Source organism: Thermoflavifilum thermophilum (genome assembly GCF_900116565.1).
In the GTDB taxonomy this organism is placed as follows: Bacteria; Bacteroidota; Bacteroidia; order Chitinophagales; family Chitinophagaceae; genus Thermoflavifilum; species Thermoflavifilum thermophilum.
Genome location: NZ_FPCJ01000001.1, coordinates 874,319 through 901,260 on the forward strand (window position 1 = coordinate 874,319; position 26,942 = coordinate 901,260).

The 26,942-nt window shown below is 48.1% G+C and carries 26 protein-coding genes; 7 read left to right on the forward strand and 19 right to left on the reverse strand.

Annotated elements, in window-relative coordinates; all coding sequences use genetic code 11:
• Positions 1-125: 125 nt before the first annotated feature.
• The gene (locus BM367_RS03800) at positions 126-1,781 is read left to right on the forward strand and encodes an NAD+ synthase (RefSeq protein WP_092457942.1); all 1,656 of its coding nucleotides are present in this window, start codon (positions 126-128) and stop codon (positions 1,779-1,781) included.
• Between the two features lie 29 nt (positions 1,782-1,810).
• Here BM367_RS03800 and BM367_RS03805 read toward each other — a convergent pair whose 3' ends face one another.
• Positions 1,811-2,209 (reverse strand): GNAT family N-acetyltransferase, encoded by a 399-nt coding sequence (locus BM367_RS03805; RefSeq protein ID WP_092457945.1) that lies wholly within the window; start codon positions 2,207-2,209, stop codon positions 1,811-1,813.
• Between the two features lie 83 nt (positions 2,210-2,292).
• Between BM367_RS03805 and BM367_RS03810 the strand changes: the two genes are divergently transcribed.
• From BM367_RS03810 to BM367_RS03820, 3 genes are all read left to right on the forward strand, one after another.
• Positions 2,293-3,861, forward strand: coding sequence for an alpha-L-fucosidase (locus tag BM367_RS03810; RefSeq protein ID WP_222842566.1), 1,569 nt, complete (start codon positions 2,293-2,295; stop codon positions 3,859-3,861).
• A 63-nt stretch (positions 3,862-3,924) separates the two neighbouring features.
• Entirely contained in the window at positions 3,925-5,193 is a 1,269-nt protein-coding gene (gene serS, locus BM367_RS03815) for a serine--tRNA ligase (protein WP_092457949.1), read from the forward strand.
• A gap of 134 nt (positions 5,194-5,327) precedes the next feature.
• Complete coding sequence (locus tag BM367_RS03820; RefSeq protein ID WP_092457952.1) at positions 5,328-5,882, forward strand: GNAT family N-acetyltransferase; 555 nt, start codon at positions 5,328-5,330, stop codon at positions 5,880-5,882.
• Here BM367_RS03820 and BM367_RS03825 read toward each other — a convergent pair.
• From BM367_RS03825 to BM367_RS03885, 13 genes are all read right to left on the reverse strand, one after another.
• A complete protein-coding gene (locus BM367_RS03825; protein ID WP_092460902.1) occupies positions 5,872-7,317 on the reverse strand; it encodes an NADH-quinone oxidoreductase subunit N in 1,446 nt (481 codons plus the stop codon). The genes BM367_RS03820 and BM367_RS03825 overlap by 11 nt on opposite strands.
• A gap of 8 nt (positions 7,318-7,325) precedes the next feature.
• On the reverse strand, positions 7,326-8,879 hold the full coding sequence (locus BM367_RS03830) for a complex I subunit 4 family protein (protein ID WP_092457955.1): 1,554 nt from the start codon (positions 8,877-8,879) through the stop codon (positions 7,326-7,328).
• Positions 8,876-10,780 (reverse strand): NADH-quinone oxidoreductase subunit L, encoded by a 1,905-nt coding sequence (nuoL, locus tag BM367_RS03835; RefSeq protein ID WP_092457958.1) that lies wholly within the window; start codon positions 10,778-10,780, stop codon positions 8,876-8,878. Before nuoL ends, BM367_RS03830 begins: the two co-directional genes overlap by 4 nt.
• A gap of 36 nt (positions 10,781-10,816) precedes the next feature.
• On the reverse strand, positions 10,817-11,140 hold the full coding sequence (nuoK, locus tag BM367_RS03840; protein WP_092457961.1) for an NADH-quinone oxidoreductase subunit NuoK: 324 nt from the start codon (positions 11,138-11,140) through the stop codon (positions 10,817-10,819).
• Complete coding sequence (gene nuoJ / locus BM367_RS03845) at positions 11,137-11,715, reverse strand: NADH-quinone oxidoreductase subunit J (protein WP_092457964.1); 579 nt, start codon at positions 11,713-11,715, stop codon at positions 11,137-11,139. The genes nuoK and nuoJ overlap by 4 nt, the downstream gene beginning before the upstream one ends.
• Before the next feature lie 101 nt (positions 11,716-11,816).
• Positions 11,817-12,332 carry an NADH-quinone oxidoreductase subunit NuoI gene (gene nuoI, locus BM367_RS03850; RefSeq protein WP_092457967.1) on the reverse strand — a complete coding sequence of 172 codons (516 nt, stop codon included), beginning with the start codon at positions 12,330-12,332 and terminating at the stop codon, positions 11,817-11,819.
• A gap of 16 nt (positions 12,333-12,348) precedes the next feature.
• Positions 12,349-13,308, reverse strand: coding sequence for an NADH-quinone oxidoreductase subunit NuoH (nuoH, locus tag BM367_RS03855; RefSeq protein WP_092457970.1), 960 nt, complete (start codon positions 13,306-13,308; stop codon positions 12,349-12,351).
• The gene (gene nuoG, locus BM367_RS03860) at positions 13,305-16,001 is read right to left on the reverse strand and encodes an NADH-quinone oxidoreductase subunit NuoG (protein ID WP_092457972.1); all 2,697 of its coding nucleotides are present in this window, start codon (positions 15,999-16,001) and stop codon (positions 13,305-13,307) included. The genes nuoH and nuoG overlap by 4 nt, the downstream gene beginning before the upstream one ends.
• A 9-nt stretch (positions 16,002-16,010) precedes the next feature.
• Positions 16,011-17,282 (reverse strand): NADH-quinone oxidoreductase subunit NuoF, encoded by a 1,272-nt coding sequence (nuoF, locus tag BM367_RS03865; protein WP_092457975.1) that lies wholly within the window; start codon positions 17,280-17,282, stop codon positions 16,011-16,013.
• Between the two features lie 20 nt (positions 17,283-17,302).
• Complete coding sequence (nuoE, locus tag BM367_RS03870) at positions 17,303-17,788, reverse strand: NADH-quinone oxidoreductase subunit NuoE (protein ID WP_092457977.1); 486 nt, start codon at positions 17,786-17,788, stop codon at positions 17,303-17,305.
• Between the two features lie 11 nt (positions 17,789-17,799).
• Complete coding sequence (gene nuoC / locus BM367_RS03875) at positions 17,800-19,542, reverse strand: NADH-quinone oxidoreductase subunit C/D (RefSeq protein WP_092457980.1); 1,743 nt, start codon at positions 19,540-19,542, stop codon at positions 17,800-17,802.
• 55 nt (positions 19,543-19,597) lie between these two features.
• Entirely contained in the window at positions 19,598-20,227 is a 630-nt protein-coding gene (locus tag BM367_RS03880; RefSeq protein WP_092457984.1) for an NADH-quinone oxidoreductase subunit B, read from the reverse strand.
• Positions 20,224-20,661, reverse strand: coding sequence for an NADH-quinone oxidoreductase subunit A (locus BM367_RS03885; RefSeq protein ID WP_092457986.1), 438 nt, complete (start codon positions 20,659-20,661; stop codon positions 20,224-20,226). The genes BM367_RS03880 and BM367_RS03885 overlap by 4 nt, the downstream gene beginning before the upstream one ends.
• Before the next feature lie 317 nt (positions 20,662-20,978).
• Between BM367_RS03885 and BM367_RS03890 the strand changes: the two genes are divergently transcribed.
• The 3 genes from BM367_RS03890 (at position 20,979) to BM367_RS03900 (ending at position 24,535) form a co-directional block, all read left to right on the forward strand.
• On the forward strand, positions 20,979-21,458 hold the full coding sequence (locus BM367_RS03890) for a helix-turn-helix transcriptional regulator (RefSeq protein WP_092457989.1): 480 nt from the start codon (positions 20,979-20,981) through the stop codon (positions 21,456-21,458).
• 334 nt (positions 21,459-21,792) lie between these two features.
• Positions 21,793-22,191, forward strand: coding sequence for a MauE/DoxX family redox-associated membrane protein (locus BM367_RS12315; RefSeq protein ID WP_394333022.1), 399 nt, complete (start codon positions 21,793-21,795; stop codon positions 22,189-22,191).
• Positions 22,192-22,201: 10 nt separating this feature from the next.
• Positions 22,202-24,535 (forward strand): TonB-dependent receptor, encoded by a 2,334-nt coding sequence (locus BM367_RS03900; protein WP_092457996.1) that lies wholly within the window; start codon positions 22,202-22,204, stop codon positions 24,533-24,535.
• A gap of 2 nt (positions 24,536-24,537) precedes the next feature.
• On the opposite strand, the gene yidD is transcribed toward BM367_RS03900, so the two are convergent.
• From yidD to BM367_RS03925, 5 genes are all read right to left on the reverse strand, one after another.
• Complete coding sequence (gene yidD / locus BM367_RS03905; protein ID WP_177224098.1) at positions 24,538-24,777, reverse strand: membrane protein insertion efficiency factor YidD; 240 nt, start codon at positions 24,775-24,777, stop codon at positions 24,538-24,540.
• A gap of 4 nt (positions 24,778-24,781) precedes the next feature.
• Positions 24,782-25,183 (reverse strand): ribonuclease P protein component, encoded by a 402-nt coding sequence (rnpA, locus tag BM367_RS03910; protein ID WP_177224099.1) that lies wholly within the window; start codon positions 25,181-25,183, stop codon positions 24,782-24,784.
• Positions 25,184-25,197: 14 nt separating this feature from the next.
• Positions 25,198-25,359 carry a 50S ribosomal protein L34 gene (gene rpmH / locus BM367_RS03915; protein WP_092458002.1) on the reverse strand — a complete coding sequence of 54 codons (162 nt, stop codon included), beginning with the start codon at positions 25,357-25,359 and terminating at the stop codon, positions 25,198-25,200.
• A gap of 89 nt (positions 25,360-25,448) precedes the next feature.
• Complete coding sequence (gene murI, locus BM367_RS03920) at positions 25,449-26,279, reverse strand: glutamate racemase (RefSeq protein WP_092458006.1); 831 nt, start codon at positions 26,277-26,279, stop codon at positions 25,449-25,451.
• A 101-nt stretch (positions 26,280-26,380) separates the two neighbouring features.
• Positions 26,381-26,890: an OmpH/Skp family outer membrane protein gene (locus tag BM367_RS03925; RefSeq protein ID WP_092458009.1), complete on the reverse strand. Its 510-nt coding sequence runs from the start codon at positions 26,888-26,890 to the stop codon at positions 26,381-26,383.
• Positions 26,891-26,942 lie beyond the last annotated feature (52 nt).

A 26,942-nucleotide genomic window follows, 5' to 3' on the forward strand; every position in this document is an offset into this window, starting at 1 on the left:
ACGCAAACTTATGGATTTGCTGTTGATATATGCAGTTCCTGTTTTGTTAAATCCATCCTCTGCAACGGCTGCAGAATACGTTATTTTTGCAGGAATGAATCCTTTGCATTGAATTACATGGCTGCATGAGAATCGCACTCGTACAACAAAATTATCATATCGGAGATTTTAACTCCAATGCTGATAAAATCATTCAGGGCATTGAGCAAGCCCGCAGCCTGCAGGCCGACCTGGTGGTTTTTTCTGAATTATGTATATGTGGCTATCCACCGATGGATTTGCTTGAGTTTGATGATTTTATTGCAGCCTGCGAAAACACATTGCAACGGATCTGTGCACATACAGAAAATATAGGTGTCATTGTAGGTGCCCCTTCCAGAAATCCCTCCTCAAGCGGCAAGCGCCTGTTCAACAGCGCTTATCTATTGTATAACGGCCGAATTCAGGATGTGATACACAAAACCCTCTTGCCAACCTACGATGTGTTTGATGAAAGCCGGTATTTCGAGCCGGCTAACAGCTGGCATTGCATACAATTTCAAAATAAAAAAATCGCGCTTACCATCTGCGAGGATATCTGGAATGTGGCAGAACCCAAACTCTACCGGATTTCACCGCTGGATATGCTCATCGGTGAACAACCCGATTGCATCATCAATATCTCTGCTTCCCCGTTTGATTATGATCACGAACAACAACGGATTGAAATTATCCGGGAAAATGTACGGCAATATCATGTGCCCCTGATTTATTGCAATACCGTGGGTGCACAAACCGAATTGGTGTTCGACGGTGCTTCCCTGGTCTTCAACGCCCGCGCCGAACTGGTGAGGCATTTGCCTTCTTTTGAAGAAGCATTTGAAATCATCGAACTACAATCCCTTCCACACGATCCTCCCATCACCCGGCAACCTCCGGCCTCTACCCAAACCCTGCGGCCAGGGTTTCAGATCGATCGGATTCACGATGCCCTGCTGATAGGCATCCGGGATTATTTTTCCAAGATGAGGCTGGAACGCTGTGTCATTGGTTCTTCCGGCGGCATCGACAGTGCGGTGACCACCGTGCTGGCCTGCGAGGCCCTGGGTGCCGATCGGGTGCTTTCCGTGATGATGCCATCCGAATTTTCTTCATCTGCTTCCGTGGAAGATGCTGTAGAGCTGAGCAAACGGCTGGGCAATCGGTATGAAATCATTCCCATCCGCAAAATTTACCATAGTTTTTTGGATACCCTGAAGCCCGTCTTTCAGGACCGGCCATTCGGGCTGGCTGAGGAAAATATCCAGGCCCGGATCCGCGGCAACTTGCTGATGGCCGTTGCCAACAAATTTGGTTATATCCTGCTCAACACCTCCAATAAAAGCGAACTGGCCGTGGGTTATGGCACCCTGTATGGCGATATGGCCGGCGGATTGAGCGTGCTGGGCGATGTGTATAAACTGCAGGTATATGCGCTTGCCCGTTATCTGAACCGAAATCAGGAAATCATTCCCCAAAACATCATCCAGAAAGCCCCTTCTGCCGAACTCAGGCCTGGACAAAAAGACACCGATAGCCTGCCCCCCTACGAACAGCTGGACCCGATCCTGTATCAATACATTGAACAGCGCAAAACCATTCCGGAAATCATTGCGATGGGCTTTGATCCGACGTTGGTACAACAGGTTGTGCCGCTGGTCAATCGCAATGAATACAAACGCAATCAGTTCTGCCCCATTATCCGGGTCTCTTCCAAGGCCTTTGGCCGGGGCCGCCGCATTCCCATTGTGGGAAAATACTGATTTGCACTTCCTTATTGAAAGTCTGTCCTTTATTTTTTGCGGGGAATCAAAAAACCATTTTCTACCCGCATAAATCCTAAGTGGGGATAATAATCCATAGCTTCGGGAGCAGCCAACAACAACAGCATCGACTGCTCTCCAATCTCCTGAAGAGTGAGCTCAATGAGTTTTTTACCAATACCTTGCCGCTGATATTCCTTACGCACAGCCAAATCACTTAAATAACAGCTATAACAAAAATCGGTCAATGAACGCGCCACCCCCACCAGCTGTCCCCCATGACGGGCTGTAATAACCAGGTTGGCATACCGATACATTTTGCTGATCCTTTGCAAATCCTCCACCGGACGGCGAATGCCTGAAGAAACATATACATCTATGATTTCTTCCACAACGGGAATCTGATTGACTGCATATTGAATATCCATGACATCATTTTGCCGGAAAATACAGCAATTTTAATTTTCAACTATGCTGAATATAGCGTATATTGAACCAAAGATTCGAAATTATGCAACCGATTTCGCGACGCACCCTGCTGAAATGGATGGCTGCAGGGATTCCGGCCATGGCCGCTCCTCACCTGCTGAGAGCAAACATATTGAACCGGAAAACGAACTTTTCGCCCGATATTGCTCCTGGCCCTTTTCAACCCACCCGTGAATCTTTGCAACAATATGAAGTGCCAGAATGGTTTCGCAATGCCAAATTTGGAATCTGGGCGCACTGGGGGCCCCAATCAGCCCCCGAGTATGGCGACTGGTACGCACGAAACATGTACATCCAGGGTAGTGATCAATATCAGTATCATGTGAAGACCTACGGCCATCCATCCCGATTTGGCTTTAAGGATATCATCCCCACATGGAAAGCCGATCGTTTTGATGCCGATTACCTGGTGGGATTGTACAAAAAAGCGGGTGCCCGTTATTTCATGAGCATGGGCGTGCATCATGATAATTTCGATTTGTGGCATTCCACCTACAACCGCTGGAATGCCGTGCAGATGGGTCCCCGCAAAGATATTGTAGGGCTGTTCCGGCAGGCTGCTCTGAAACATGATCTCAAATTTGCCGTGAGCGATCATCTCTGGATCAGCTATAAATGGTTTTCCACCAGCCATGGTAGCGATCTTTCCGGTCCGGAGGCCGGATTGCCTTACGACGGGCAAAATCCGGAGTATTGGGATTTGTATCACGACATCAGCAGCGTACATACCCACCTCAGCTGGGACGAAACCGGCATTCCCGAAAGCTGGAAGGCCCACTGGTTCAAACGCATCAAGGATCTCATTGATCAATATCAACCGGATTTGCTGTATTGCGACGGGCCAATTCCTTTCGAAGACTGGGGGCTGGCCATCGTTGCCCACCTGTACAATTCCAATTTTCAGCGCAACGATAGCCGCGAAGTAACGGCCGTATATACCAGCAAGCGCCCGGAAGACAGTCTGGTGGGTACCTGCGTGCTGGATGTGGAACGGGGCGTGGTCGATACCATCTGGCCCAGGCCCTGGCAAACCGATACCTGCATTGGCCACTGGCACTATGATGTACGTGCAAAATATAAAACACCCAAGATGATCATTGACATGTTAGTGGATATCGTGAGCCGCAACGGCAATCTGATGCTCAACTTCCCCTTGCCCAACAGCGGGATGTTAGACGACCGGGAATTGGCGATCCTGGAAGCAATCACAGCGTGGATGCAGGTTAACGGCGAAGCGATCTATGATACCCGCCCGTGGAAGATTTTTGGCTACGGCCCCAACAGCCAACCCGTTAAAGGAAACAGCTTCAACGAACGCAACCGCCCGGCACTGACCGCCGAAGATATTCGGTTTACCACCAAAGGCAAAAGCCTGTACGTATTTTTCATGGGCTGGCCCGAAAACCAACAACTGCATATCGCACCATTGGGCCGGGAGCATGAACTTTCTCCAGGCCGGATTGCACATGTGCGCTTGCTGGGATACGATGCACAAATAACATGGATCCAACAACCCGATGCCCTCGTAGTGCAATTGCCATCCTCGGCTCCCAGCGAATTAGCGAATGCCCTTGAGGTGAAATTGAGTTAAAAACTCCTTTCATAAAACCTGCGATTGCCGGCTAAGCGCCTATCTTTGCACAAAATTTAAAGCATGCTGGCCATTCAATTACTTCGTGAAAAAAAAGACTGGGTGATTGCACGTTTGTCGGTTAAACATTTTACCCAAACCCACCTCATCGATGAAATTTTGCAACTCGACGAACAACGGCGGCAATGGATTACCGAGCACGATCAATTGCAAAACCTACGCAATACGGCTTCCCGTGAAATCGGCCAGCTGATGAAAGCCGGCAATCATGCCGAAGCAGCACAGAAAAAGCAACAGGTTGCTGAATGGAATGAAAAGATCAATGCATTGAAAAACCAGCTGGATGAAATAGAACAAAAAATCCAGCAATTGCTTCTTCAACTGCCCAACCTGCCGCACGAAAGCGTGCCTGCCGGGGAATCGGCAGCCGATAATGTGATCATCCGCCAGGGAGGTTCATGGCCCACCCTTCCGGAAAATGCCCTGCCCCACTGGGAACTGGCATCCCGATACGACCTGATTCATTTCGACACAGGCACCAGGCTCACCGGCAGCGGATTTCCGGTGTTTAAAGGAGCAGCAGCCAGGCTGGAAAGAGCCCTGATCCAATATTTTCTGGATTACAACACCCGCGCAGGCTATGTGGAATACCTGCCTCCTCTGCTGGTGAATGCTCAAACCGCCTTCGGTACCGGCCAGCTGCCCGATAAAGAAGGGCAAATGTATTTTATACCGGAAGACCAGTTTTACCTGATTCCAACCGCAGAAGTGCCGTTAACCAATATTTACCGTGACAGCATCCTGCAGCCAGAACAATTGCCCATCAAAATGACGGCCTATACACCCTGCTTCCGCCGGGAAGCCGGCTCCTACGGGAAAGATGTGCGCGGGCTGAATCGCGTACATCAGTTCGATAAAGTGGAAATCGTGCAGCTGGTACATCCCGATCAATCTTATCAATCATTAGATGAAATGGTGGCACACGTGGAAGGCCTCATCCAAAGCCTGGAACTGCCCTACCGCATTGTGAAGCTGTGCGGAGCCGATATGAGCTTTACCTCAGCGCTGACTTATGATTTCGAAGTATATAGTGCCGCTCAGCAGCGCTGGCTGGAAGTAAGCTCGGTATCGAATTTTGAAACCTTCCAGACCTTGCGGATGAAAATACGCTTCCGGGATGGCAAACAAACCCGACTGGTGCATTCACTGAACGGCAGCTCGCTGGCCCTTCCTCGTATCCTGGCTGCTTTACTGGAAAATAACCAGCAGGCCGATGGCATTCATTTGCCTGCTATCCTTCATCCTTATACAGGTTTTACACGGATAGGCTGAAATCATTTTATCCCATCCCGTCAATAATCCGGATCATTTGCTGAAAGGGTCTGCCCATCTTTGCTGCAACAAACAAAATCAGCTTACTGTGCAATCTTTCAGCACAGCTAAAAGTTTTTATCTAATTTCGATACATGCACTATTTTCTGGCCAATGGGGAGGAGCTGATTATCCGTGAACCTGAAACCAGCGATGCTGCTGCTTTGCTGGCCTATTTTCAGCAAGCCGTACAGGACAGCGAATTTTTAATGACCACACCCGATGAAGCCAGGCAACATACCCTGCGCTCAGAACAGGATTTGATCCGCAGCTTTCGGGCTCATCCGCATAATCTTTATCTGCTGGCGCTGGTAGGACAACAAATCGTGGGCACGTTAAGTGTGACCCGGGGTAATCGCAGCAAAATTGAACACACGGCTGAATTTGGGATTGCTATCATTCGCCCATACTGGAATATGGGTATCGGCAGACGGTTGATGACGCATATGTTTCGTTGGCTCACCACCCATCCACAAATTAAGTTGCTATACTGCAAGGTGATGGCCAATAATGAAAGAGCCATTCATCTGTATCAATCCTTTGGATTGGTAGAAGAAGGGCGCCTGTCGAAGTTTTTACGTCAGCCTTCGGGAGAATATGTGGATCTGATTTATTTTACCAAATGGCTTGACGAAGAAATTATCCCTTAATCATATGTACCATTTGGGAAATCTGATCCATGAGATGTCCGGGCGCTACGCCAAACCAGATCAGTAAAATAAACAAGACCAGAAACGCAAGCCCGGTCGAAACGGCATAAGGTGAAGCCGGATAGCTGACAGGCGTTTCAGGTCTGGAAAATAACTGAATCACCACCCGCAAATAGTAAAATAAACCGATGACACTGGAAAGAATCAAAACAATGACCAGCAACCACTGCGTACTGTAAACACCCGATAACAATACGTAAAACTTACCGATAAATCCAGCTGTGAGCGGAATGCCGGCCAGTGAAAGCATGATGAGTGCAAGCAAAACAGCCAATCCGGGTTTTTGCCAGAACAATCCAGTGTAGGACGACAGGGAAAGCCTTTCCTGCTGGCCGCTTTCTGCGGGTTCACTTAAAAAGCTGATGATGCCGAAAGCCCCCAGCATGCAAATAAAATAAGCTACCAGAAAGAACATCGCTGCATGCAATCCTGTTTCGCCGGAAGCTACAAATGCTACAATCAAATATCCCAGGTTGGCTATCGATGAATATGCCAACAGCCGTTTGAGGTTTTGTTGCAAAAGTGCCAGCCAGTTGCCTATCAGCATCGAAGCAATGGCAATGACAACGAAGATGAGCTGCACCGCATGGGACATAGTGCCCACACTGCTAAACAGGCGCCAGAGAAACACAAATACACTGCCTTTGGAAATAGTAGCTACAAAAGCGGAAGTGGGGGCCGGTGCACCTGCATATACATCGGGTGTCCATAAATGAAAGGGCACCAGGGCAAGCTTAAATCCCAGACCTGCTATCACCAGTCCTAAACCTACTATCATCCAGATATTCGCACCTATTCCACCCGTAGCCAGTTTACCCAACTCGGCAAGACTCATCTGACCTGTTTGTACGTATATCAATCCCAAGCCAAAAACCAGTACAGCCGATGAAACAGCAGCCAGAATAAGATATTTCACGCCTGCCTCCACCGAAGCCGACATTTTTTTCGGATAAGCAATCAATGTGTACAAGGATACGCTCAGGATTTCAAGTGAAAGGAAAAACGATACAAAATGATTGCTGATGACCATAGATGTCGCTCCCAGCGTAGCCAGCAATAACAGCACATAATATTCCTCTTTCTCAATCTGGGATTGGAAAAAATAAGGATAGGAAAAGATGGTAATAAAAAATACAGCAATCAAAATCACTCCCTCCACAAACACACCCAGTCCATCTATGACAAACAAGCCATCCACAGCTGTTGCATCATATATTTTGCCCAATGAAGCAAGCGCCAGAATCAGGGAAAGCAAAGTGAACAGATGCACCACGGCATGATTGCGTTTCCAAGCAATCAATAACAAACACAGTACGGATGCCGCCGCCAGTATAATCTGTGGAAACAAAGCAGGTAAGAGATGTTGATGCCACATGGTTTGCATTATTTAAATAAAGTTAGATCGTTCCACACCCATTCGTAATCTGCTGCCGAATTGTTTTGTTTTACTGCTATCTGTTTGAGCTGCTGCACTACCGGCTGAACCGAACGTACAATGCGTTGCGGGAAAAAGCCTATCCAGACAATGGCTGCAACCAGACAAGCCATCACCAGGCCTTCCAATGGTTTCAGATCGGCATGGGTAAGCGTTTGCTTGCTTTTCCCATGAAACACACGTTGCAAAATCACCAGTGAGTAAATCATGGAAGCTATCAATCCCAGCGAAGCCAGCACCGTCCATACCACATGTACCTGAAAAGCACCGGCCAGAATCAGAAATTCAGCTACAAAATTGCCAAGACCCGGAAGCCCCAGGGAAGCCATCACAAAAACCATCGCTACCCCGCCCATGCGCGGCATATATTCCCAGAATCCACCCATCGCATCGAGCTGCGTATGTTGCAGCCGCACCTGCAGCATGCCGGCCACAAAAAACAATCCCGTGATGCTGATGGCATGTGCTACCATTTCAATGATCACGCCCTGATAAGCCAGTTCCTGCATGGAAAAAATTCCCAAAAGGATAAAGCCCATATGGCTAAAACTGGAAAAAGCAATAAGCCTCTTCAAATCGCTCTGTGCGTAGGCTAACTTGGCTCCATAGAGAATGCCTGCCACACCAAGTATCACCATGGCCGGGGCAAACATGCGTGCAGCTTCCGGAAACAATGGCAGGGCAAACCGCAGCATTCCATAAGCGGCTGTCTTGGACATCACTCCGGCCAGCAAAGCCACACCACCTGTGGGAGATTGGGTATAAGTATCGGGCAGCCAGCTATGAAACGGAAAGGCGGGTAATTTGACCAGAAAAGCCAGCAGGAATCCGGCAAGCAGCCATCCAGCCACTTCGCGCGATAACGTGGTACCCAGCAATTCGGTGTAATCAAAACTATACAGACCAGTTTGCCGTCCATGTAAAACATACAGGGCCAGAATGGCAATCAGCATAAACAAGCCACTGAACTGGGTAAACAAAAAGAACTTAAGACTGGCTTTCTTGCGCTGCGCTCCGCCCCAGATGCTGATTAAAAAGAACATGGGAATCAGCATCAATTCCCAGAAGAAATAAAACAGCAACAGATCCATGGCCATGAATACGCCTACCATACCTGCTATCAGCCACAGCAAATGAAAATGATAAAACCCTGTTTTTTCCCTGCTGACCGGATCATGCCACGACATCCACACACACAACAACCCAATGAATAAGGTTAACACAATCATCAACAGGCTAAACCCATCCACAGCCAGATGCAAACTGGCTCCCAGCAAGGGTATCCACCGGTACTGGACTTCAGCTATCCAGGCTAATCCTGCACCTATGGCCGTACCTTGAACCGGCTGGATGGGCATTGATGGATGTGAAAGCCACAACTGCAGAGCCAATACCAGATCTATCAATACCGCCAGGGTAGCAATCCATCGGCTCAGGCCTGAAAACATCCAGGCCATCACACCGCCTATCAGAGGGATGAGCAGCAACCAAACCAGGATCATACGAACAAGATTAAACTGAAGATGAATAATATACCAATTGCAATACACAACAGATACCAGCGCACATATCCGCTCTGGGTACGGCTAAAACCCGCATGAATCAAGACATTCAATCGTCCAAAACCTTCGTAGATATAATCAATGAAATCATGCGGGTCAATCCGTGAAATCCAAACCACAGGTTTCACAAACAATTTATCATACAACTGATCGAACATCCATCCCTTGTAAAAGAAATCATGACAGGCGCGCCCCAGCGATGTATTCTTCCAGGATGCCGACAGGGCGGGTTTTTTCACATAGGCCAGCCAGCTGAGATAGATGCCTGCAAATACAATTACAGCGGTAAGCAGTTGAAGCATGAATTCCTGGCTTTCCATATCCGGCTTCAGATTCGTGGGTGGAAGCACATGAGTCAGAAAATCTGAAAACGGAGTAAAATGAGCCCATGCATGCGGTAATTCAATCCAGCCGCCGATAACCGACAAAACAGCCAGCACTACCAAAGGAATCATCATAGCCTTTTCCTCTTCCGGATTATGGGTGATCGGCTTTTTCTGTTCACCATAAAATGTAACAAACACCATCCTGAAAGTATAGAGAACCGTGATGAATGCGCCCACAAAGCCACCCAGCCAAAGCCAGAAGCTGCCCTGCGTAGAAGCAAAAGCATCAAACAAAATCAGATCCTTGCTGTAAAACCCTGCCGTAATGAGCGGAATAGCGGCCAGAGCGCCCGACCCAACCAGGAAGGTCCAGAACGTAACCGGCATTTTTTTACGCAATCCGCCCATCTTGAAAATATCGTGTTCTTCTTCCATGGCCATGATCACAGCTCCTGCAGCCAAAAAGAGCAAAGCTTTGAAAAAGGCATGAATCATGAAATGAAAGATAGCTGCCGTCCAGGCACCTACACCCAATGCCAGAAACATATAGCCGATCTGGCTGATGGTAGAATAGGCCAGGATGCGCTTCAGATCGTGCTGTGCCAAGGCACTGAATCCGGCAATCAACAGGGTAAGCAAACCTATGATGGCTACAAGCAATTGCACAGCCGGTGCCAGGCTATACAATACATGGGTTCTGGCAATCAGGTACACGCCTGCTGTAACCATGGTCGCAGCATGGATCAGCGCACTCACCGGCGTGGGACCAGCCATGGCATCGGGCAACCAGGTCTGCAAAGGCAGCTGGGCCGATTTACCAACTGCTCCACCCAATAACAAAATAGTAACCCACACCACCGCCGTTGCACCCGCCGACCAAACCACCGGTGCTTGTTGCAGAATATCCTGGATATTCAGGGTATGGAATTGTTTTACCAGTAAAAACAACCCAATGATAAACGCTGTATCGCCAATGCGGGTTACAATGAAAGCCTTGCGTGCCGCATATCCGTTGACTTCATCCCGATACCAGAAGCCAATCAGCAAAAAGCTGCACAAGCCCACACCTTCCCATCCCAGATAGAGCAGCAGCAGATTATTGGCCAGTACCAGTACCAGCATGGAAAATACAAACAGGTTCATGTAAGCAAAAAACCGCACATAACCTTCATTGCTCCGCATGAAAGCTGTGGAATACAGATGAATAAAAAAGCTGACGAAAGTGATGACGAAAATATAAACCAGTGATAGCGGATCCAGATACAGGGCAATGCCCGGAGCAAATCCATTTATATCAAACCAGGTCCACAACGTGAGGCTATACTGATAATTGGCGGGTGGCTGTGTAAGAAAATGCACACCGATCCACAACGTCAGAATAGCAGAAAGTCCTATAGATCCTGTACCTATCCAGGCAATAGCCCGGGAATGCAACCGCAATCCAAACAAAGCCAGGATCAGAAACCCGGCCAGCGGAAAAGCCGGCACCAGCCACAAAAGATGAAATACATCCATGAATCTGTATAATTTTATGTGATTCTATCAATCTGTTTAGCCCCGTTCCCGTTCATCTTTCAGCTCCTGGAGCTGATCCACATCCACAGTCTTGTGCATCTGAAATACCTGCAGGATCAAAGCCAATCCCACGGCTACCTCTGCTGCTGCCATAGCCAGGATAAAAATCACCATCACCTGCCCATCGGCCTGCTTCCACAAGGAACTGCCGATGATAAATACAAGCCCGGCCGCATTCAACATGATTTCCATGGCCATGAGCATAAATATCACATTGCGGCGAATCAACACGCCCAACAGGCCTATCAGAAACAGCACAGACGGCAGCAACAATTGAACAGAAACAGGTACCGAAATCATATTACTTGTTGTGTTTGTTTTTCAGATGCTGTGGAACGAAGATTTTCTTCTTCTTCCAGATAGCGATGATAATTTCTTTGTTTTTGTTTGCCGATATGATATGCACCGATTACACCCGCCATCAGCAGCATGGCAGCCATTTCCACACCCAGCAAATACCGGGTGAACAAAGCCTCTCCTACCTGCTGGGGCATAATGGACTGATTACCGCCCACCGGAGCAACAGCTGGTGGCTGATAAAACAACAAATACAACCACTCGGCAAACAACAACAATACAAAAACAGCCGGCCACGCCCACGTGCTAAACTGCAGCCAGGCCTTCTCCTGCTGTATAGCAGCTTCTCCCCTGTTGAGCATCATCACCACGAATACGAATAATACCATGATGGCGCCCGCATAAATAATCACCTCCAGCGCAGCCAGAAAAGGTGCTCCCAGCACAAAGAAAACCACAGCAACGGCAAGCAGAGATACAATCAGATACAGCAGGGCATGGACCGCATGTTTGTGAAATACAGCCCTGAGTGTGCAATAAATTGCCACAACCGCCGATAAGTAAAATATGATGTTCATGTCATTCAAAAGAAATCCGGTTACAGATACAAATGAATCTTTTTTCAGTTTTTATAAAACATATTTCAACTGCACCATTCAACCGCGCACGGCTGTAAAAATCAAGGCAATAACTTGCGCACATCCACTGGTTCACTTTCCTTTTCACCCCCTCCTTTAGGTTTGACGCCTGCATCCACGCCGGCAACCCTGTAGAAATTATAACCGTGATATTTGCCCTGCCCGCTGATCAGCAAATGTTCCTTTTCATATACCAGATTCTGCCGGTCATATTCTGCCATCTCAAAATCTGGAATCAGCTGAATGGCATAGGTTGGGCACGCATCTTCGCAATAGCCACAGAAAATGCAGCGGGAAAAATTGATTCTGAAAAATTCCGGATAACGCCTGCCATTCTCATCTTCCGTAGCCTGTAGGGAAATACAATCCACCGGACAGGCAGCTGCGCATAGATAGCAAGCCACACAGCGCTCCATCCCATCCGGATCGCGTGTCAATACAATACGCCCGCGCCAGCGTGGCGGCAAGTAAGGCTTTTCTTCGGGATATTGCACCGTTTCCCGCTTATGAAACATGTGTTTGAATACCAACCACAATGAACGAAGATGACTGATCATAATTTCTTTTTTGCATTTACAAATGCCAGTACAATACCACAGCACCCGTTACCAGCAAATTCAGCAATGCCAGTGGCAACAACACCTTCCATCCCAACGACATCAACTGATCATAACGAGGCCTGGGCAAGGTAGCACGAATTAAAATGAACAACAGGATAAAGGCAAACATCTTGATTAAAAACCACACAATAGGCGGCAGAAAATGTGGCCCCAGCCAACCGCCAAAATACAGGGTGGTAACCAGTGCCGAAATCAGCGTGATACCCAGATATTCACCCACGAAAAACATCCCGAACTTCATCCCGGAATACTCGGAATGATAACCTGCAATCAGCTCGCTTTCTGCTTCGGGAATATCAAAGGGAAGCCGATGCGTTTCAGCCAGGCCCGCCAGAAAGAAAATCACAAAACCCACAATCTGCGGAATGAAAAACCAGATTTTGCGCTGAGCCTCTACAATATCGCGCAGGTTAAAAGAGCCGGCCAGTATTACCACGCCCATCAGCGACAAACCCATGAATACCTCATAGGAAATCATTTGAGCCGAACCACGAATGCCCCCCAGCAACGAATATTTATTATTGGAAGCCCATCCGGCCAGTACCACACTGTATGCGCCCATCGACGACATGGCCAGGAAAAACAGCACGCCTATATTTAGATCCACCACACCGATCCCCGGCGTAAAGGGAATCACGGCAAAACTCATCAGCACGGCCATCATCACAATGGTGGGTGCAATCACAAATACTTTCTTATCGGCAAAAGGAGGTATCCAGTCTTCCTTGAAAAATATTTTCACCATATCTGCCAATACCTGTAGCAATCCGAAGGGTCCGGTGCGGTTGGGCCCATAGCGATCCTGCCAGACGGCCAGCATGCGGCGTTCCACATAGATCAATCCGGCTGCAATGGTTAGCAATACCAGCAGAATCAGCACCACCATGATGATATGAATCCAGGTTTCGCTCATACTTGCATAGGTTTAAGGGATGATTGTACAGGGAATAACCAGCCTGCCGTAGCTTCCCATCCTTTGGGCACCAGCACATATCCTCCCGGCAAATCAGGCCTGATCACTACCGGTAGCCGAAGGGTTTGCCCGGATACGTTAAGTTCAGCCTGCTGACCCGGCTGGAGTTGCAATGCCTGGGCATCAGCGGGTGAAAGCGCCAGATACAATGCCGGTATCCGCTCCTGCAACGGCTCGCTGAGTGCCGAAAGCTCATCAGAACCAAAGATGTGATAGGCGGGCACAATATTCCAATGGAAATTGTCTGGATGAAAGGCGGCAGGTATGTCGGTAAAATACTGCAAAGATGATCCGTTGGCTTCTATGAGCCGCCGGCCGGGATTACCGCCGCGAAGCATACCCCCCACTTCCTGCTGGTAGCGGTTGACGGCCTGTACCGAGTTCCAGCCTGGTGACCAGAAAAAGGGTGTGAGCGGAGCCGGCGGTGTGCCTACATATCCTTCCATGGTGAAGGACAGCGGACTGTCCGGATCTTCGGGTGGTTTGGGTTCGCTCACGTTGATATGCGCCAGCATGGCCGTGCGGCCGCTGTAGCGATGGGGCTCGCGTGGTATCTTTTGCGTGCCTACGCGGAATTGTGCACCAGGAGCTGCTTCCCGAACGCCTTCCAGTTCCGGATAAGCCATTGTCAACTGCTGAATCACATCGTCCAGATTAGCTGCAGCCAGCTGCTCCTTTTCCACGAAGGCCTGCAGCCATTTCCAGGTGCTCTGGATATCATTCCGGGGCTGATAGACCTGAAAAAACCGCTGGGCACGTCCTTCATTGTTCACCACGGTGCCAGAAGATTCGGCAAAGGTTCCTGCCGGCAATACGAAATGCGCATGCTCACCCGTGCGATGGGCAATGGAATCGAGCACGACTACCGTCCCGGCTTTCCGGAAAAATTCATCCACTTGATCGGCAGGCAGACGACGATACAAATCATTTTCCACCACAATCACCATGTCTGCCTGGCCCGAATAAACCTGTTCAAAGGCCTGCTCCAGGTATTGATCGGTCATCATCATCAAGCCCATGGAGTTAACTTCAGGCACGGTATAGGTGAGCCCTGCCTCTTTTCCCGCTTTTTTCAACGCCATAGCCACATTGGCTGCAGCATGGATCAGAGACGGGCTATAGAGACTGGTTCCGGCTACAATCAAAGGTTTTTTGGCTGCCACAAGGGCATCGGCTACTTGCCGGGCAAAAGCCTTTGCTTTTTCAGGCAATTCAGCATCTGCGGCAGCTGCATCCACATGATGAGCCACGGCAAAGGCCAGCCGCGCAATTTCATCGGGATGGGCCTGATGGGTTGCCAGGGCAGCATCATCCAACCGGGTTGCATATGGAGCGGCAATGAACAGTGGGCCTTTCTGTCCCTGAATGACTTCCCGAATAGCCGCATCATTCCAATCGGCTATTTTCAGGGCTTTTGCCTTTTCCTTGGGCTGGTTTTTGGCTGCCTGGCGAAGCGAAAGCGCCAGCCGGGGAGCCGTGTTGGTCACATCCTCGCCAATCACAAAAATGGCATCGTATGTTTCCGTTTCTTTTAAAGAAGGCGTTCGCACACCGCTGTGGCGGAGGATATGCAAAACTTCTTTGATTAACCGGGATTCCTTTTCGGATACGCCTGCATAAAAATGTTCGGCTCCTGCCAGTTCCCGAAGCAAGAAATTGCTTTCCAGCGAAGCCCGCGGGGAACCGATGCCAATGACTCGTTTGGCAGCCCTGATTCGGTTGCGGATTTCCCGGATGGCCGTATCTTTTTTCAATCCCTGCCATTGGCCGGCAGGTTCCTGCTTGAGCGCATGCTGAATGCGTCGCTGGCTGTTTACATATTCATATCCAAACCGGCCACGATCGCAAATGAAATAGCCGTTTACATCTCCGTTGTAGCGATTGAGAATACGGCGAAGGGAGCCGTAGCGTTCGCTGGCAATGATATTGCAGCCCAATCCGCACTGATGGCAGATGGAAGGAGCATTGGTGAGATCCCACTTGCGGGTATAGCGCTTCCGCAGGGTTTTATCAGTGAAAACACCCGTTGGGCACACTTCCACGAGATTGCCACTGAATTCGTTTTCCAGCACACCCGGTTCATACCGGCCAAAATACACATCGTCATGCGCCGCAAATACTCCAAAATCTTTTCCTTCTGCATAATCGTTGTAAAAGCGCACACAGCGATAACACTGGATGCAACGGTTCATTTCGTGATGCAGGAAGGGGCCCAGATATTGATTGAGGTGCGTACGTTTCTTAAAACGGTAACGCCGGTAATTGTGCCCGCTCATCACGGTCATGTCCTGCAGGTGACACTCGCCGCCTTCATCGCACACCGGGCAATCGTGCGGATGGTTGATCATCAGGCTTTCGATATTCTGCGCACGGAATTTTTTGGCTTCCGGCGCATCAATGGAAATGCGCGCCTGATCGGCCACCGGCTCCATACAGGCCATCACGATACGTCCCCGGGTATCGTTTTCATCCCGATAGCGAATAACGGCGCACTGCCGGCAAGCTCCTACGGAATGCAGGGCCGGATGCCAGCAAAAATAGGTGAGGTTTTTGCCCACCGAAAGGCAGGCCTGGAGCAGGTTCTCTCCATCTTTTACCTCATAGGGAACGTTGTCAATGTAAATCGTTGCCATAATCTTCGCTTATTTCCACGGACAACGATGTTCGTGGATATGTCGTTCAAAATCTGCTCTGAAATGTTTCAATGCGCTCTGCAGGGGCTCCATGGCGCCGGGAGCCAGAGCGCAGAAGGTGTTGCCGGGACCCATATAGCGGGTCAGGTCATCGAAGATCTTCAAATCTTCCATTTTACCCTCTCCATTTTCCAGCGCCAGCAACAGTTTTTCTGTCCAGGGCAGTCCTTCGCGGCAAGGGGTGCACCAGCCGCAGGATTCCTGGGCAAAGAAATGCTCCAGGTTCAGCACCATGCCCACCACGCAGGTTTTATCGTCCAGCACAATAATAGTACCCGTACCCATGCGGCTTCCTACCTTGGCTACACTGTTGTAATCCATTGCCACATCCAGATGTTCGGCCGTGATAAAATCAGTGGATCCACCTCCTGGCAGGGCACCTTTAAACTGATATCCATCGCGCATACCCCCGGCATGCTCTTCGAGGATTTCCCGGAAAGACGTACCCAGCGGCAGTTCCCACAATCCAGGTCTCTTCACTTTTCCGCTTACGCCATACAACTTGGTACCACCATCCTCACATTTACTCAGGCTTTTATACCAGCTCACCCCTTTGCTGAGAATATGCGGTACGTTGGATAAGGTTTCGATATTGTTGACCACGGTGGGCCTTCCGAAAAATCCGCTCACAACCGGGAAAGGCGGCTTGGCGCGGGGATTGGCTCGTTTGCCTTCCAGGGCGTTGATCAAAGCGGTTTCTTCCCCACAGATGTACCTGCCTGCACTGATATGGACGGATAGTTCATGAGAAAAACCGCTGCCAAGAATGTTTTTACCCAGATAGCCGGCTTCATAGGCCTCGTGGATGGCCTCCTCGAGTGCTTTTTCAGCGAATTGATATCCCCAGCGCAGGAACACATAGCTGAACTCAGCCTGAATGGCGTAGGCGCCAATGATCATGCCTTCGATCAGCTGATGCGGATTGCCTTCCAGCAGCAGGCGATCCTTAAATGTGCCCGGCTCCATTTCATCACCATTGGCAATGAGATAGTGTGGTCCGGGAATCTGATCGGGTGTGGGCACCAGGCTCCATTTCAACCCTGTAGCAAAGCCCGCACCTCCTCGTCCCCGCAGGCCGGCATCCTTTACCATATCGATTACTTCCTTCGGCGTCATCTTCAATGCCTGCCGCAGCCCCTGATATCCGCCCACACGCTCATAGTCCTTTAGCCTCAGCCAGCTGCCGTCTTTGGGAATATGTGCTGTTAATGGTTTTTCCATGATTCTTTCCGTTCCAGCGTTTATGGATATCTTTCCAGAATAGCATCAATCTGTTCTACCGTCAGGTCACGGTGAAGATCTTCGTCAATAAACATGGCCGGGGCCCGGTCGCAGGTGCCCAGGCAGCAGATCGGGATCAGGGTAAAACGCCCGTCGGGCGTGGTTTCCCCGAATTGAATCCCCAATTTCTGCTTCAGGTAATCGGCGATTTTTTCATACCCCATGATCCAGCAACTCACACTGTCGCAGATCAGGATCACATGCCGGCCCACAGGCTTACGGAAGATCAGGTTGTAAAACGTGGCTACACTGTCGATCTCGTCGGGCGACATGTCCAGCACTTCTGCCAGTTCCTGCACAGCCTGGTCGGATACCCAGCGATGATGTTTCTGGATAAGTTTTAAGGCTTCAATGCAAGCCGCTTTTTTCACCGGAAAATGTTGGTACATATCCCGGATTTCGGCAATCATGTCATCGGTTAATATGCGTTGTGTTTGTGTGTCCATGCATGGATATTTTATCGGTCCACATCGGAAAGCACGTAATCCACACTGCCCAGGATAGCCAGCAAATCGGGAATGGTGTATCCCCGGCTGATGATGGGTACAAACTGCATGTGTGCAAACGACGGCGTGCGGATACGGGTCCGATAGGATGTGGTATTGCCATCGCTGATCAGGTAATAGCTGTTATGCCCCTTGGTAGCTTCCACGCCCACCATGGCCTCACCGGGCGGAATCACCGGTCCCCAGGTCACGCCAAGGAAGTGGTTGATCAGGGTTTCAATGTCCTGCATCGTGTATTCCTTCAGGGGCGGCGTGGTGAGGGGATGATCGGCTTTATAGGGCCCGGAAGGCATATTTTCTACACATTGTCGGATGATGCGCAGGCTTTGCCAGATTTCCTCCACCCTCACCACGGCCCGATCATAGCAATCGCCATTTTTCCCAATAGGCACATCAAACTCAAACTGATCGTAGCCAGAATAAGGTTGTTTTTTCCGAAAATCCCATTCCAGGCCGGTAGCCCGCAGCCCAGGCCCGGTTACCCCCCATTCAATGGCTTCATCGGTATCATAAATGCCGATGCCAATGGTGCGACGCTTGAACAGGCTGTTGCGCATCACCATCTTATCGTACTCCTTCAGCCGGCCGGGCATATAGTCCAGAAAATCTTTGATAAGCTTATCCCAACCCTTGGGCAGATCCTGTACCACCCCTCCGATGCGAAACCAGTTGGGATGCATGCGGTCGCCACAAATGGCAGCTACGATATCGAAGATGCGTTCGCGATCGTTGAACATGAGAAAAACAGGCGTCATCATGCCCAGATCCTGTGCAAACGTGCCATACCACACCAGATGACTGGAAATGCGGAACAGCTCGCTCATCATGATGCGAATCACCTTCACCCGGTCGGGTACCTCAATGCCAGCAAGCTTTTCCACGGCCATCACATACGGAAAATTGTTCATTACGCCGCCCAGGTATTCCACCCGGTCGGTATAAGGGATATATGTATGCCAGGATTGGCGTTCGCCCATTTTTTCCGCTCCGCGATGATGAAAGCCGATATCGGGTATGATGCGGACAATTTCTTCGCCATCCAGTTCCAGTACCAGACGCAGCACCCCGTGTGTACCCGGATGTTGGGGACCCAGATTTAGAAACATAAAATGCTCTGGATCTACTTCTTCCGGCTTCAGGCCCCAATCTTCAGGCCTGAAACGAAGCGCTTCCTCTTCCTCGTGCTGTTTTTCAGGAGGCAGCTGAAAAGGCCCCATCTCTGTAGCTCTTGCCGGATGGCATTTCTGCAGAGGATGTCCTTTCCAGGTGCGAGGCATGAGAATCCGCCGGAGATCGGGATGTCCATCAAATCTAATCCCGAACATATCATATACTTCCCGTTCATACCAGTTGGCCGAAGGCCATACAGAGGTCACGGAGGGTGCTACCGGCTGTTCATCGGTCAGGGGAATTTTCAGGCGCAGAAAAGCATTTCTTTCAAACGAAAACAGCACATACACTACGGTAAAACGGCTATCAGGCTGCCCTTCCCGATGGGTGCGTGCTTGCTCATCTATCGCCGTGAGGTCATACAACATCCGATAAGGCTGCTCGATCTGGTATTTCAGGTATTGCAAGACTTCCCGAATAGAAGCAGGCTTGATCCATAACGTTGGAATCTCATCCCGGGTAGCTTGTTGCGCCAGTATGGCATCAGCAAACCGCTGCTCCAGTATGGACGGAATATCGGACATATCCTTTGGGTATAATACAAATCAATGATTCAAATGTTTGGTATTCAATGATGATTCAAACTTCATCGGGCGGCCGGATCTCGGTCATCTGACGACGCATCTCCATTTTCTGATCGCGCATAGAAGGCTTATCTGGCTTGATGACGCCCTGCGGACCAATCACCCAGCTCAGCGGCCTTTTTTCCTTGCCCACCCGTTCGCGTAGCAGCGTAATGCCTTCCAAAAATGCATCCGGACGGGGCGGACAGCCTGGCACATATACATCCACCGGCAAAAATTTATCTACTCCCTGCACCACACTATAGATATCGTACATGCCGCCCGAGTTGGCACAGGAACCCATGGAAATCACCCAGCGCGGCTCCATCATTTGCTCATACAACCGCTGAATGATGGGTGCCATTTTCATGAACACCGTGCCGGCAATGATAATCAAATCGGCCTCGCGGGGCGTACCGCGAATCACTTCTGCACCAAAACGGGCCACGTCATACCGGCTCGTGATGCTGGTGGCCATCTCCACATAGCAGCAGGAAAGCCCGAAGTTGAACGGCCAGATGGAGTTTTTCCGACCCCAGTTGATCAAATCATCCAGGCGGGTAAGTACTACGGTACGTTTCACTGCTTCGTCCAGCAGGGAACCACCCGCCATGGGCTCATTTATCTTTGCTGTCCACCAGTTCATGAAGATTTCCGTTTTTGCTGTATGCGCCTGTAATAGGCTTTTAATATCTTTTTGCTGTTCGGACCAAAATCAAGAGCACCCTGGCGCCACTCGTAAATCAATACCGCCACCAGAATGAAAATGAAGATCAACACCCCGGCATATCCCGCCCATCCGACCTGCCGCAATGAAATAGCCCATGCCACAATGAAAACCGCCTCCAGGTCAAACACCACAAAAAACATGGCTACAATGTAAAAATGAATGGGGAAAAGCAAACGAGCCGAACCCGTAACCGGTATGCCCGACTCATAGGTCTCATCCGTAGCTGGCTCTTCGTGTCGCTGACCCAGAAAATGCGACAACAGCAACATACCGACTGCGGTAAGCAAAACCAGAGCGCTATACAAAAGCAAAGGCCAGAGGTGAATGTCGTGTACAAATGAATCGCTCATGGGATCCTGATTTCGGGATAAATGCCAACAAAGCTTCTATCCCCTGATCTTGAAAAGACGGGACAAAGCTACACAAAATCAGAAAATGAAAACAACACGCCAGAAATCAACAAAATAACATTTCAATTAAAAAACTTGCTTTTTCTGTAATTTCAGGCTAAACTTGGAAGGATTAGTAATCTTCCATGAATGCCTAATATCATTGATAACCTGAAGGACGGTTTCGAATACCTGACCATACCTTCCGCCTTATACATCTGGCAGGTGAACCCCCATCTTTTTTGTATGCGAATTCAACGTTTAAAAAATTTCTTAATATGAGCGGGGGTGGATTCAATGTATTTCAAGATGATTTTGTGGCTCAAATTCATCAAAAGCCTATTTTCAGTGCTCAATTCATCAAAACCACCTTGAGAAAAATTCCATTCCAGAAATATCAGCAAGGATTTCTTTTGCTATTACCATTGAACCTTCAAGTTAAGCCAGGAAAGCATAAACATTATATTATCGGAATGTTTTTTCATGAAGATAACATTTCCCTACTGATAGATGATTACAGAAGCAAAGCGGATTTATTCAGCGATATCACAAAACGAGAAGCCGAAATATTATCGCTTCTAAAGCTGGGATATGGCTATAAAGAAATTGCTTCAAGAATTCATATCTCATACAATACGGTTTTAAAACACATGTACAACATTAGAAAGAAATTAAAACTCAATAACCTGGTTTCATTGCTTCGTATCATTCATCTACCAGAAAACCATAGCATAGGAAATGAAGAAACAACCCGATAACGATATCGGAAAAAAATTATCAAAATCTAGTATTTTATGAGTAAATTTTAGTAATTAGATTTGTCAAAAATCATAACATATGAAAAAGAAAATTTTCATCACGTTGGTTGCGCTCTTTATTGGCGTGGCGCTATGGGTTCATTACTTGCTATAGAATCAAGGGCTGATGAAAAACCAATCCCATGCTCAGGATGATTCACCCAGGGACGGTTTGTTGTTATCACGATGGTGATTTCTATTTTGAAAAAATCTTTATGTCGTACAGGGTGGTTATATTGTAGTTATATAATTGAATATAAAATTTTACAATGAAAAATAATTTTTTTTACTACTTATACGAATCATGCTAATTTTTTTATTTATTTATGCTGGATTAATCAAGTTACTTAACCTTTCGTTTTTTAGATTTACAATTTCACAATCTCCTCTTATTATACCAGGTACTATAAATTTAATAAGCATATTCATTCCACTCCTGGAGCTTCTTACAGCACTAATGTTGATTTTTACTAAGACTTATAAAATAGGGTTATTATTTTCTTTATTTCTAATGAATATGTTCACCTTGTACTTAATGGTGCTAATAACTTTCTATTCTAAAATTCCATGTGCATGTGGGGGAATTCTTGGAAAAACAAGTTATACAGTCCATATCCTTTTTAATCTGTTATACATTGGAATCTCTTTAGTCGGTATATACCTGGTAAAAAAATCCAGGCCATCGAAAACATAAATACCTATTTATGTTGTTTGCTTCACTATTATCAATTTTATTTTTTCAGCCCATTTTGAAAGGCATTGTTTATGATGCCTCACATGACCATCCTGTACCCTATGCATGGATAGCCCTACAATCCGTTGATGCTGCTACTTCATCGGCTTCAATTGGCAGGTTGAGCGATAGCACCGGAAGGTTTCAAATCGCTCTGCCCGATACAGGCATGTATCGCCTGCATGTGGAAGCCATAGGATATCAATCGCTCGATACCCTGCTTCACCTGCTGAATGATGGTACAACTGATCTGGGTATAATCAAGCTGCTACCCACAGCCATTGCCCTGCATGAGGTGAAGATCTCGGGAAAAAGAAGCACGATTGAAAACCGGGTGGATAAACTTATTTTTCACGTAAACGAAATCACCCTGCTCACCGCCACAACCTCACTGGACGTGCTGAGAAAAGCACCCATGGTTTCTTTAGATGAACAGGGTAACCTGATATTGCGTGGCAGAAGAAACGTGAAAATACTTGTGAACGGCATGCCTGCTACTCTTGACATGGTGAGGGGTTTGCCTCCGGCAATCATTCAGGATATTGAAATCATGACCGTGCCGGGAGCCAGCTACGATGCCGAGGCCACCGGTGGTGTGATCAACATCATCACACGAAAACGACGGTTTGATGGGTATGAAGGCAATCTGAGCGTGGTTACGGGTACACGAAACCGCAATTCAGACTATGGCTATATCGCCATCCGAAAAGGAAAATGGAACATAAATGGCTCATATACCCTGAATACGTTGAAAAATACAGGATACAATTCCATAGAACGAAGCATTTTCGGAAAACCTTTTACGGAAAACACCAACAATACAACCCAAGAAACCTATCAGTTTGGCAATCTGGCTTTTATTTTCCAGCCCGGTGAACATGACGAATTCGGACTTTCCTTGAATGCTTACGGATACCGGTTCACCAGATCTGCTTTCTCCACCTATCAAAATTCTTTCCAGCCGCCCTATGTGCTGCAAATTTTTACCCAACATCCTACGCAAGAACCGGGATTGTATGGATCGATGGATTACACACATCATTTTGCCAATCCAGCGAACCAGCTTTCTTTTGCTATACTTCTCAATCAGCTTATCACCCTTGATCATTATGCACATACCGCTAATTCAAATGGAAATGCTTCCGCTTGGTATGCAAGCAGCGATCATACCCGATTCAGAGAAATGACATTTCAATCGAGTCTGGTGCATGCCATCAATACAAAACAAAAATGGGAAACCGGTGTAAAATGGATTATCCGCAATAATCGCAGTTTATACACCAGTGAACAATATAACCCTACACAGCATATCTGGCTTCCTGATCCTTCAAACTCCGGAACTTTCCGCTATAATCAGGATGTAATCGCTGCTTATGCCCAGTATACGCTTCTGCAAAAATCCTGGCAAATGCAGGCAGGAATCAGATGGGAAGGCACTGCCCTGCACCCTGAGTGGACGGATACGATGGATATCGGGCGCTTTACATCATCCCTATTCCCGAGCATTAAACTCCGTATTCCAGTTTCTTCAACCCAACAATTTACCTGGAGCTACACTCAGAAAATCGCAAGGCCTTCTACTGATTATCTGAACAACTATACCGATAAAATGGATTTGCAACACAGCTATACCGGTAATTCACAACTGCAAAATGAACGCTTACATGATGCAGAATTGGAATACAGCCTGAATACAGAAAACATTTATCTCGACGCATCCGTGTATGCCCTATGGACCACTCATCCTATTTCTTCGCTCACACTGGCGAGCGATTCCGGTCAACTACAAACTTCTTATGTAAACCTGAATAAGCAACATACTGAAGGAATCAGCATATATATCAGCTTCTCTGTGTTTCACATTTTGCAGACGAGTATCAACGGCGTTTGCAATTATACCCGACTGCAATATCATCAGCTTTCACACGAAGGGCTGACCGGCAATGCAGGTATCGATCTCAGCTGTCGTTTGCCTGCTCATTTGCTGCTAAACGGAGACCTGAATATCCAATTCAAACCCCTGTTGCTGCAAGGCTACGGCCAGCCTTTTCGCTATAACAGCCTGCAACTATCCAGGGCATTCTTTCATGGAAAATTGCGGGTATTTACGCTGGTAGAAAATCTGGGCAACAGATTTACCGGAAGATATACAACCACCCTGCAGGGAGCAGATTTTCAAGAACACACGGTTTCCGATTTCCGGTTTACCTCCTGGAAAATCGGGCTGAATTATCGCCTTGGCCAGCAAAACTCCACCCGCAGATACAGGCAGAAAATCCTGAATACCGATTTAAAATCAAAATAACCTCAAGGCACCGGATCGTAGCCGCTCCCGCCAAAAGGATGGCAACGCAAAAGCCGCCTGACCGCCAGATAACCGCCCTTGAAAAAACCATATTTCTGCAGGGCTTCCCGTGCATACACTGAACAGGTAGGCGTAAACCGGCAGCGGTTGCCTATCCAGGGAGAAAGCAGCAGCTGATAAACACGGATAAGCAACAACAATGGCCAGGCCAGCAAATGATTGATGAAATTCAGGATGCGCATGGCTTTACTTCTCCTGTATTTGCCTCATGCGAAGCATAACGGCCTGCATTTTTTGCTGTATCTCTTCAAAGGTAGGCATTTCTTTGCCCTGGTAAATAATCATCCAGTGCAAAGCCATTCCCTGCTGGCGCAGGTAATCATACAGCTCATGTTTCTGCAACCGGTAGGCTTCGCGAAGCAGTCTTTTGATGCGATTGCGCTGGGTAGCTTTGCGGAAGTATTTTCCGGGCACGGCAAAAGCTACCTGCGCTGGATATGCAACGTGATGCTGATCTGTTACAGGATGAATGGAGTAATAAACGCGTAAAGGCGGATGGGAGAAAGAACGACCCTGAGCAAATAATTGCTCAATCAGCCTGCGTTTTTTGAGTCGCTCTGCTTTTTTGAATGTATAACGAACCGGCAAATGGCATGGATTGCTTATTTCAGCCGATCATTCCTTTCGTCGGATACGGTCAGTTTATGACGTCCTTTTGCCCGGCGGCGGGCCAGTACCTTACGCCCATCGGCCGTGCGCATGCGGCGACGAAAACCATGCGTGCTTTTCCTTCTTCGACGATGTGGTTGATAGGTCCGTTTCATACAAATCTGTTCAAATGGATCGCAAAGGTAGGCAAAAAAGTTTTTTTAAAAAATTGGAATCCTCATCTGCTACCCAATAAAATATTGCGCTATATCACATCCAGGCTGATTTGCCGGGCATCTACCTGTTCTCCATAAAAAATGCTGGCCTGACGGCTAAACAAGGTTGCTGAATCGGTAGTCAGAAAATCTCTCCTGCCCGTTTTTGAACAATGCTGTTCGATCTCCGGATGACGATGCAGGTAATCCTTCAAACTGGCTGCTACCAGAGGACCTTGCGATATTACCTGAATCTGTTTCGGCAAAAAAGCTTTGATTTTGGGTATCAGCAGGGGATAATGTGTACACGCCAGAACAATGGCATCCAGATCGGCAGCCTGGTGAAAGAGCTCATGAAGGTATTTCTGTACAAAATAATCCGCACCGGGGCCTTCATGTTCTCCGTTTTCCACCAGCGGAACCCACATGGGGCAGGCTTGTTGATAGACACGCAATTCCGGAAAGAATTTTCGTATTTCTATCACGTACGACTCTGATTGCACGGTGCCTTGCGTGGCCAGAATACCCAATGCACCGCTTCGGGTAAACGCACGTGCTTTTTCGGTAGTAGGACGAATGACCCCCAGCACCCTGCGATCAGGAAACGCAGGCAAATGGCGCTGCTGAATAGTGCGCAAAGCCTTTGCTGAAGCGGTATTGCAGGCCAGAATCACTAAATGGCAGTTGCAGGAAAATAAATACTGCACACATTGCCAGGTATAATGATACACCGTTTCAAAAGAACGGTTGCCATAAGGTGTACGCGCATTATCGCCCAGATACAGATAATCATATTCCGGCAACAGCTTCACGATATCGCGCATTACCGTGAGCCCACCATAGCCGGAATCGAAGATGCCAATAGGTTGATATACCTGCATGTTTGAAATCCAATAAAAAAGCTAAGAACCTTCAGCAGATTCTTAGCCACAGCTTTATTACGCATGTTTGCAATAACTGCCGGCGGTGTAAGCTGACAGGATTATTTGATTCCCAACTTGGCTTTCACAGCTGGCAGCAAATCATCGGCTGACGGAGCCACGATCAGGATATCCTGTTGTTTGTTGAAAACGTACGTATATCCTTTTTCCTTGGCTACTTCCTGCACGGCTTTCTGGGCTTTTTCAATGATGGGTTGCAGGAGCTGCTGATTCTTTTGCTGATAACTGTCTTGTGCGGCCTGCGACAAATCCTGCAGATTCTTTTGCATGTTGCTCAGTTCGCGGGTTCTGATTTCCTTGATAGCATCGGAAAGCGTATCGGCCTGCTGCTGGAAGGCAATCAGTTTGTTCTGATATTCCTGCTGCGCAGATTGAATTTGTTGTTGCAGCTGGTTGGCAAATTTCTGCAAAGCGGAATCTGCATTTTTGGTTTCGGGCATGGACTGAATCAGTTCCTGCATGTCAATGTAACCAATTTTAACCTGTGCCTCCGTGCGGAGTGTGCAAACCATGGCACCCAGCAAGAAACAGAACATCAAAGCTTTCTTCATGACTGACTGTTTTTAATTGAATAATTCGTTTGTTTTTTAATGAAGCAGCGAA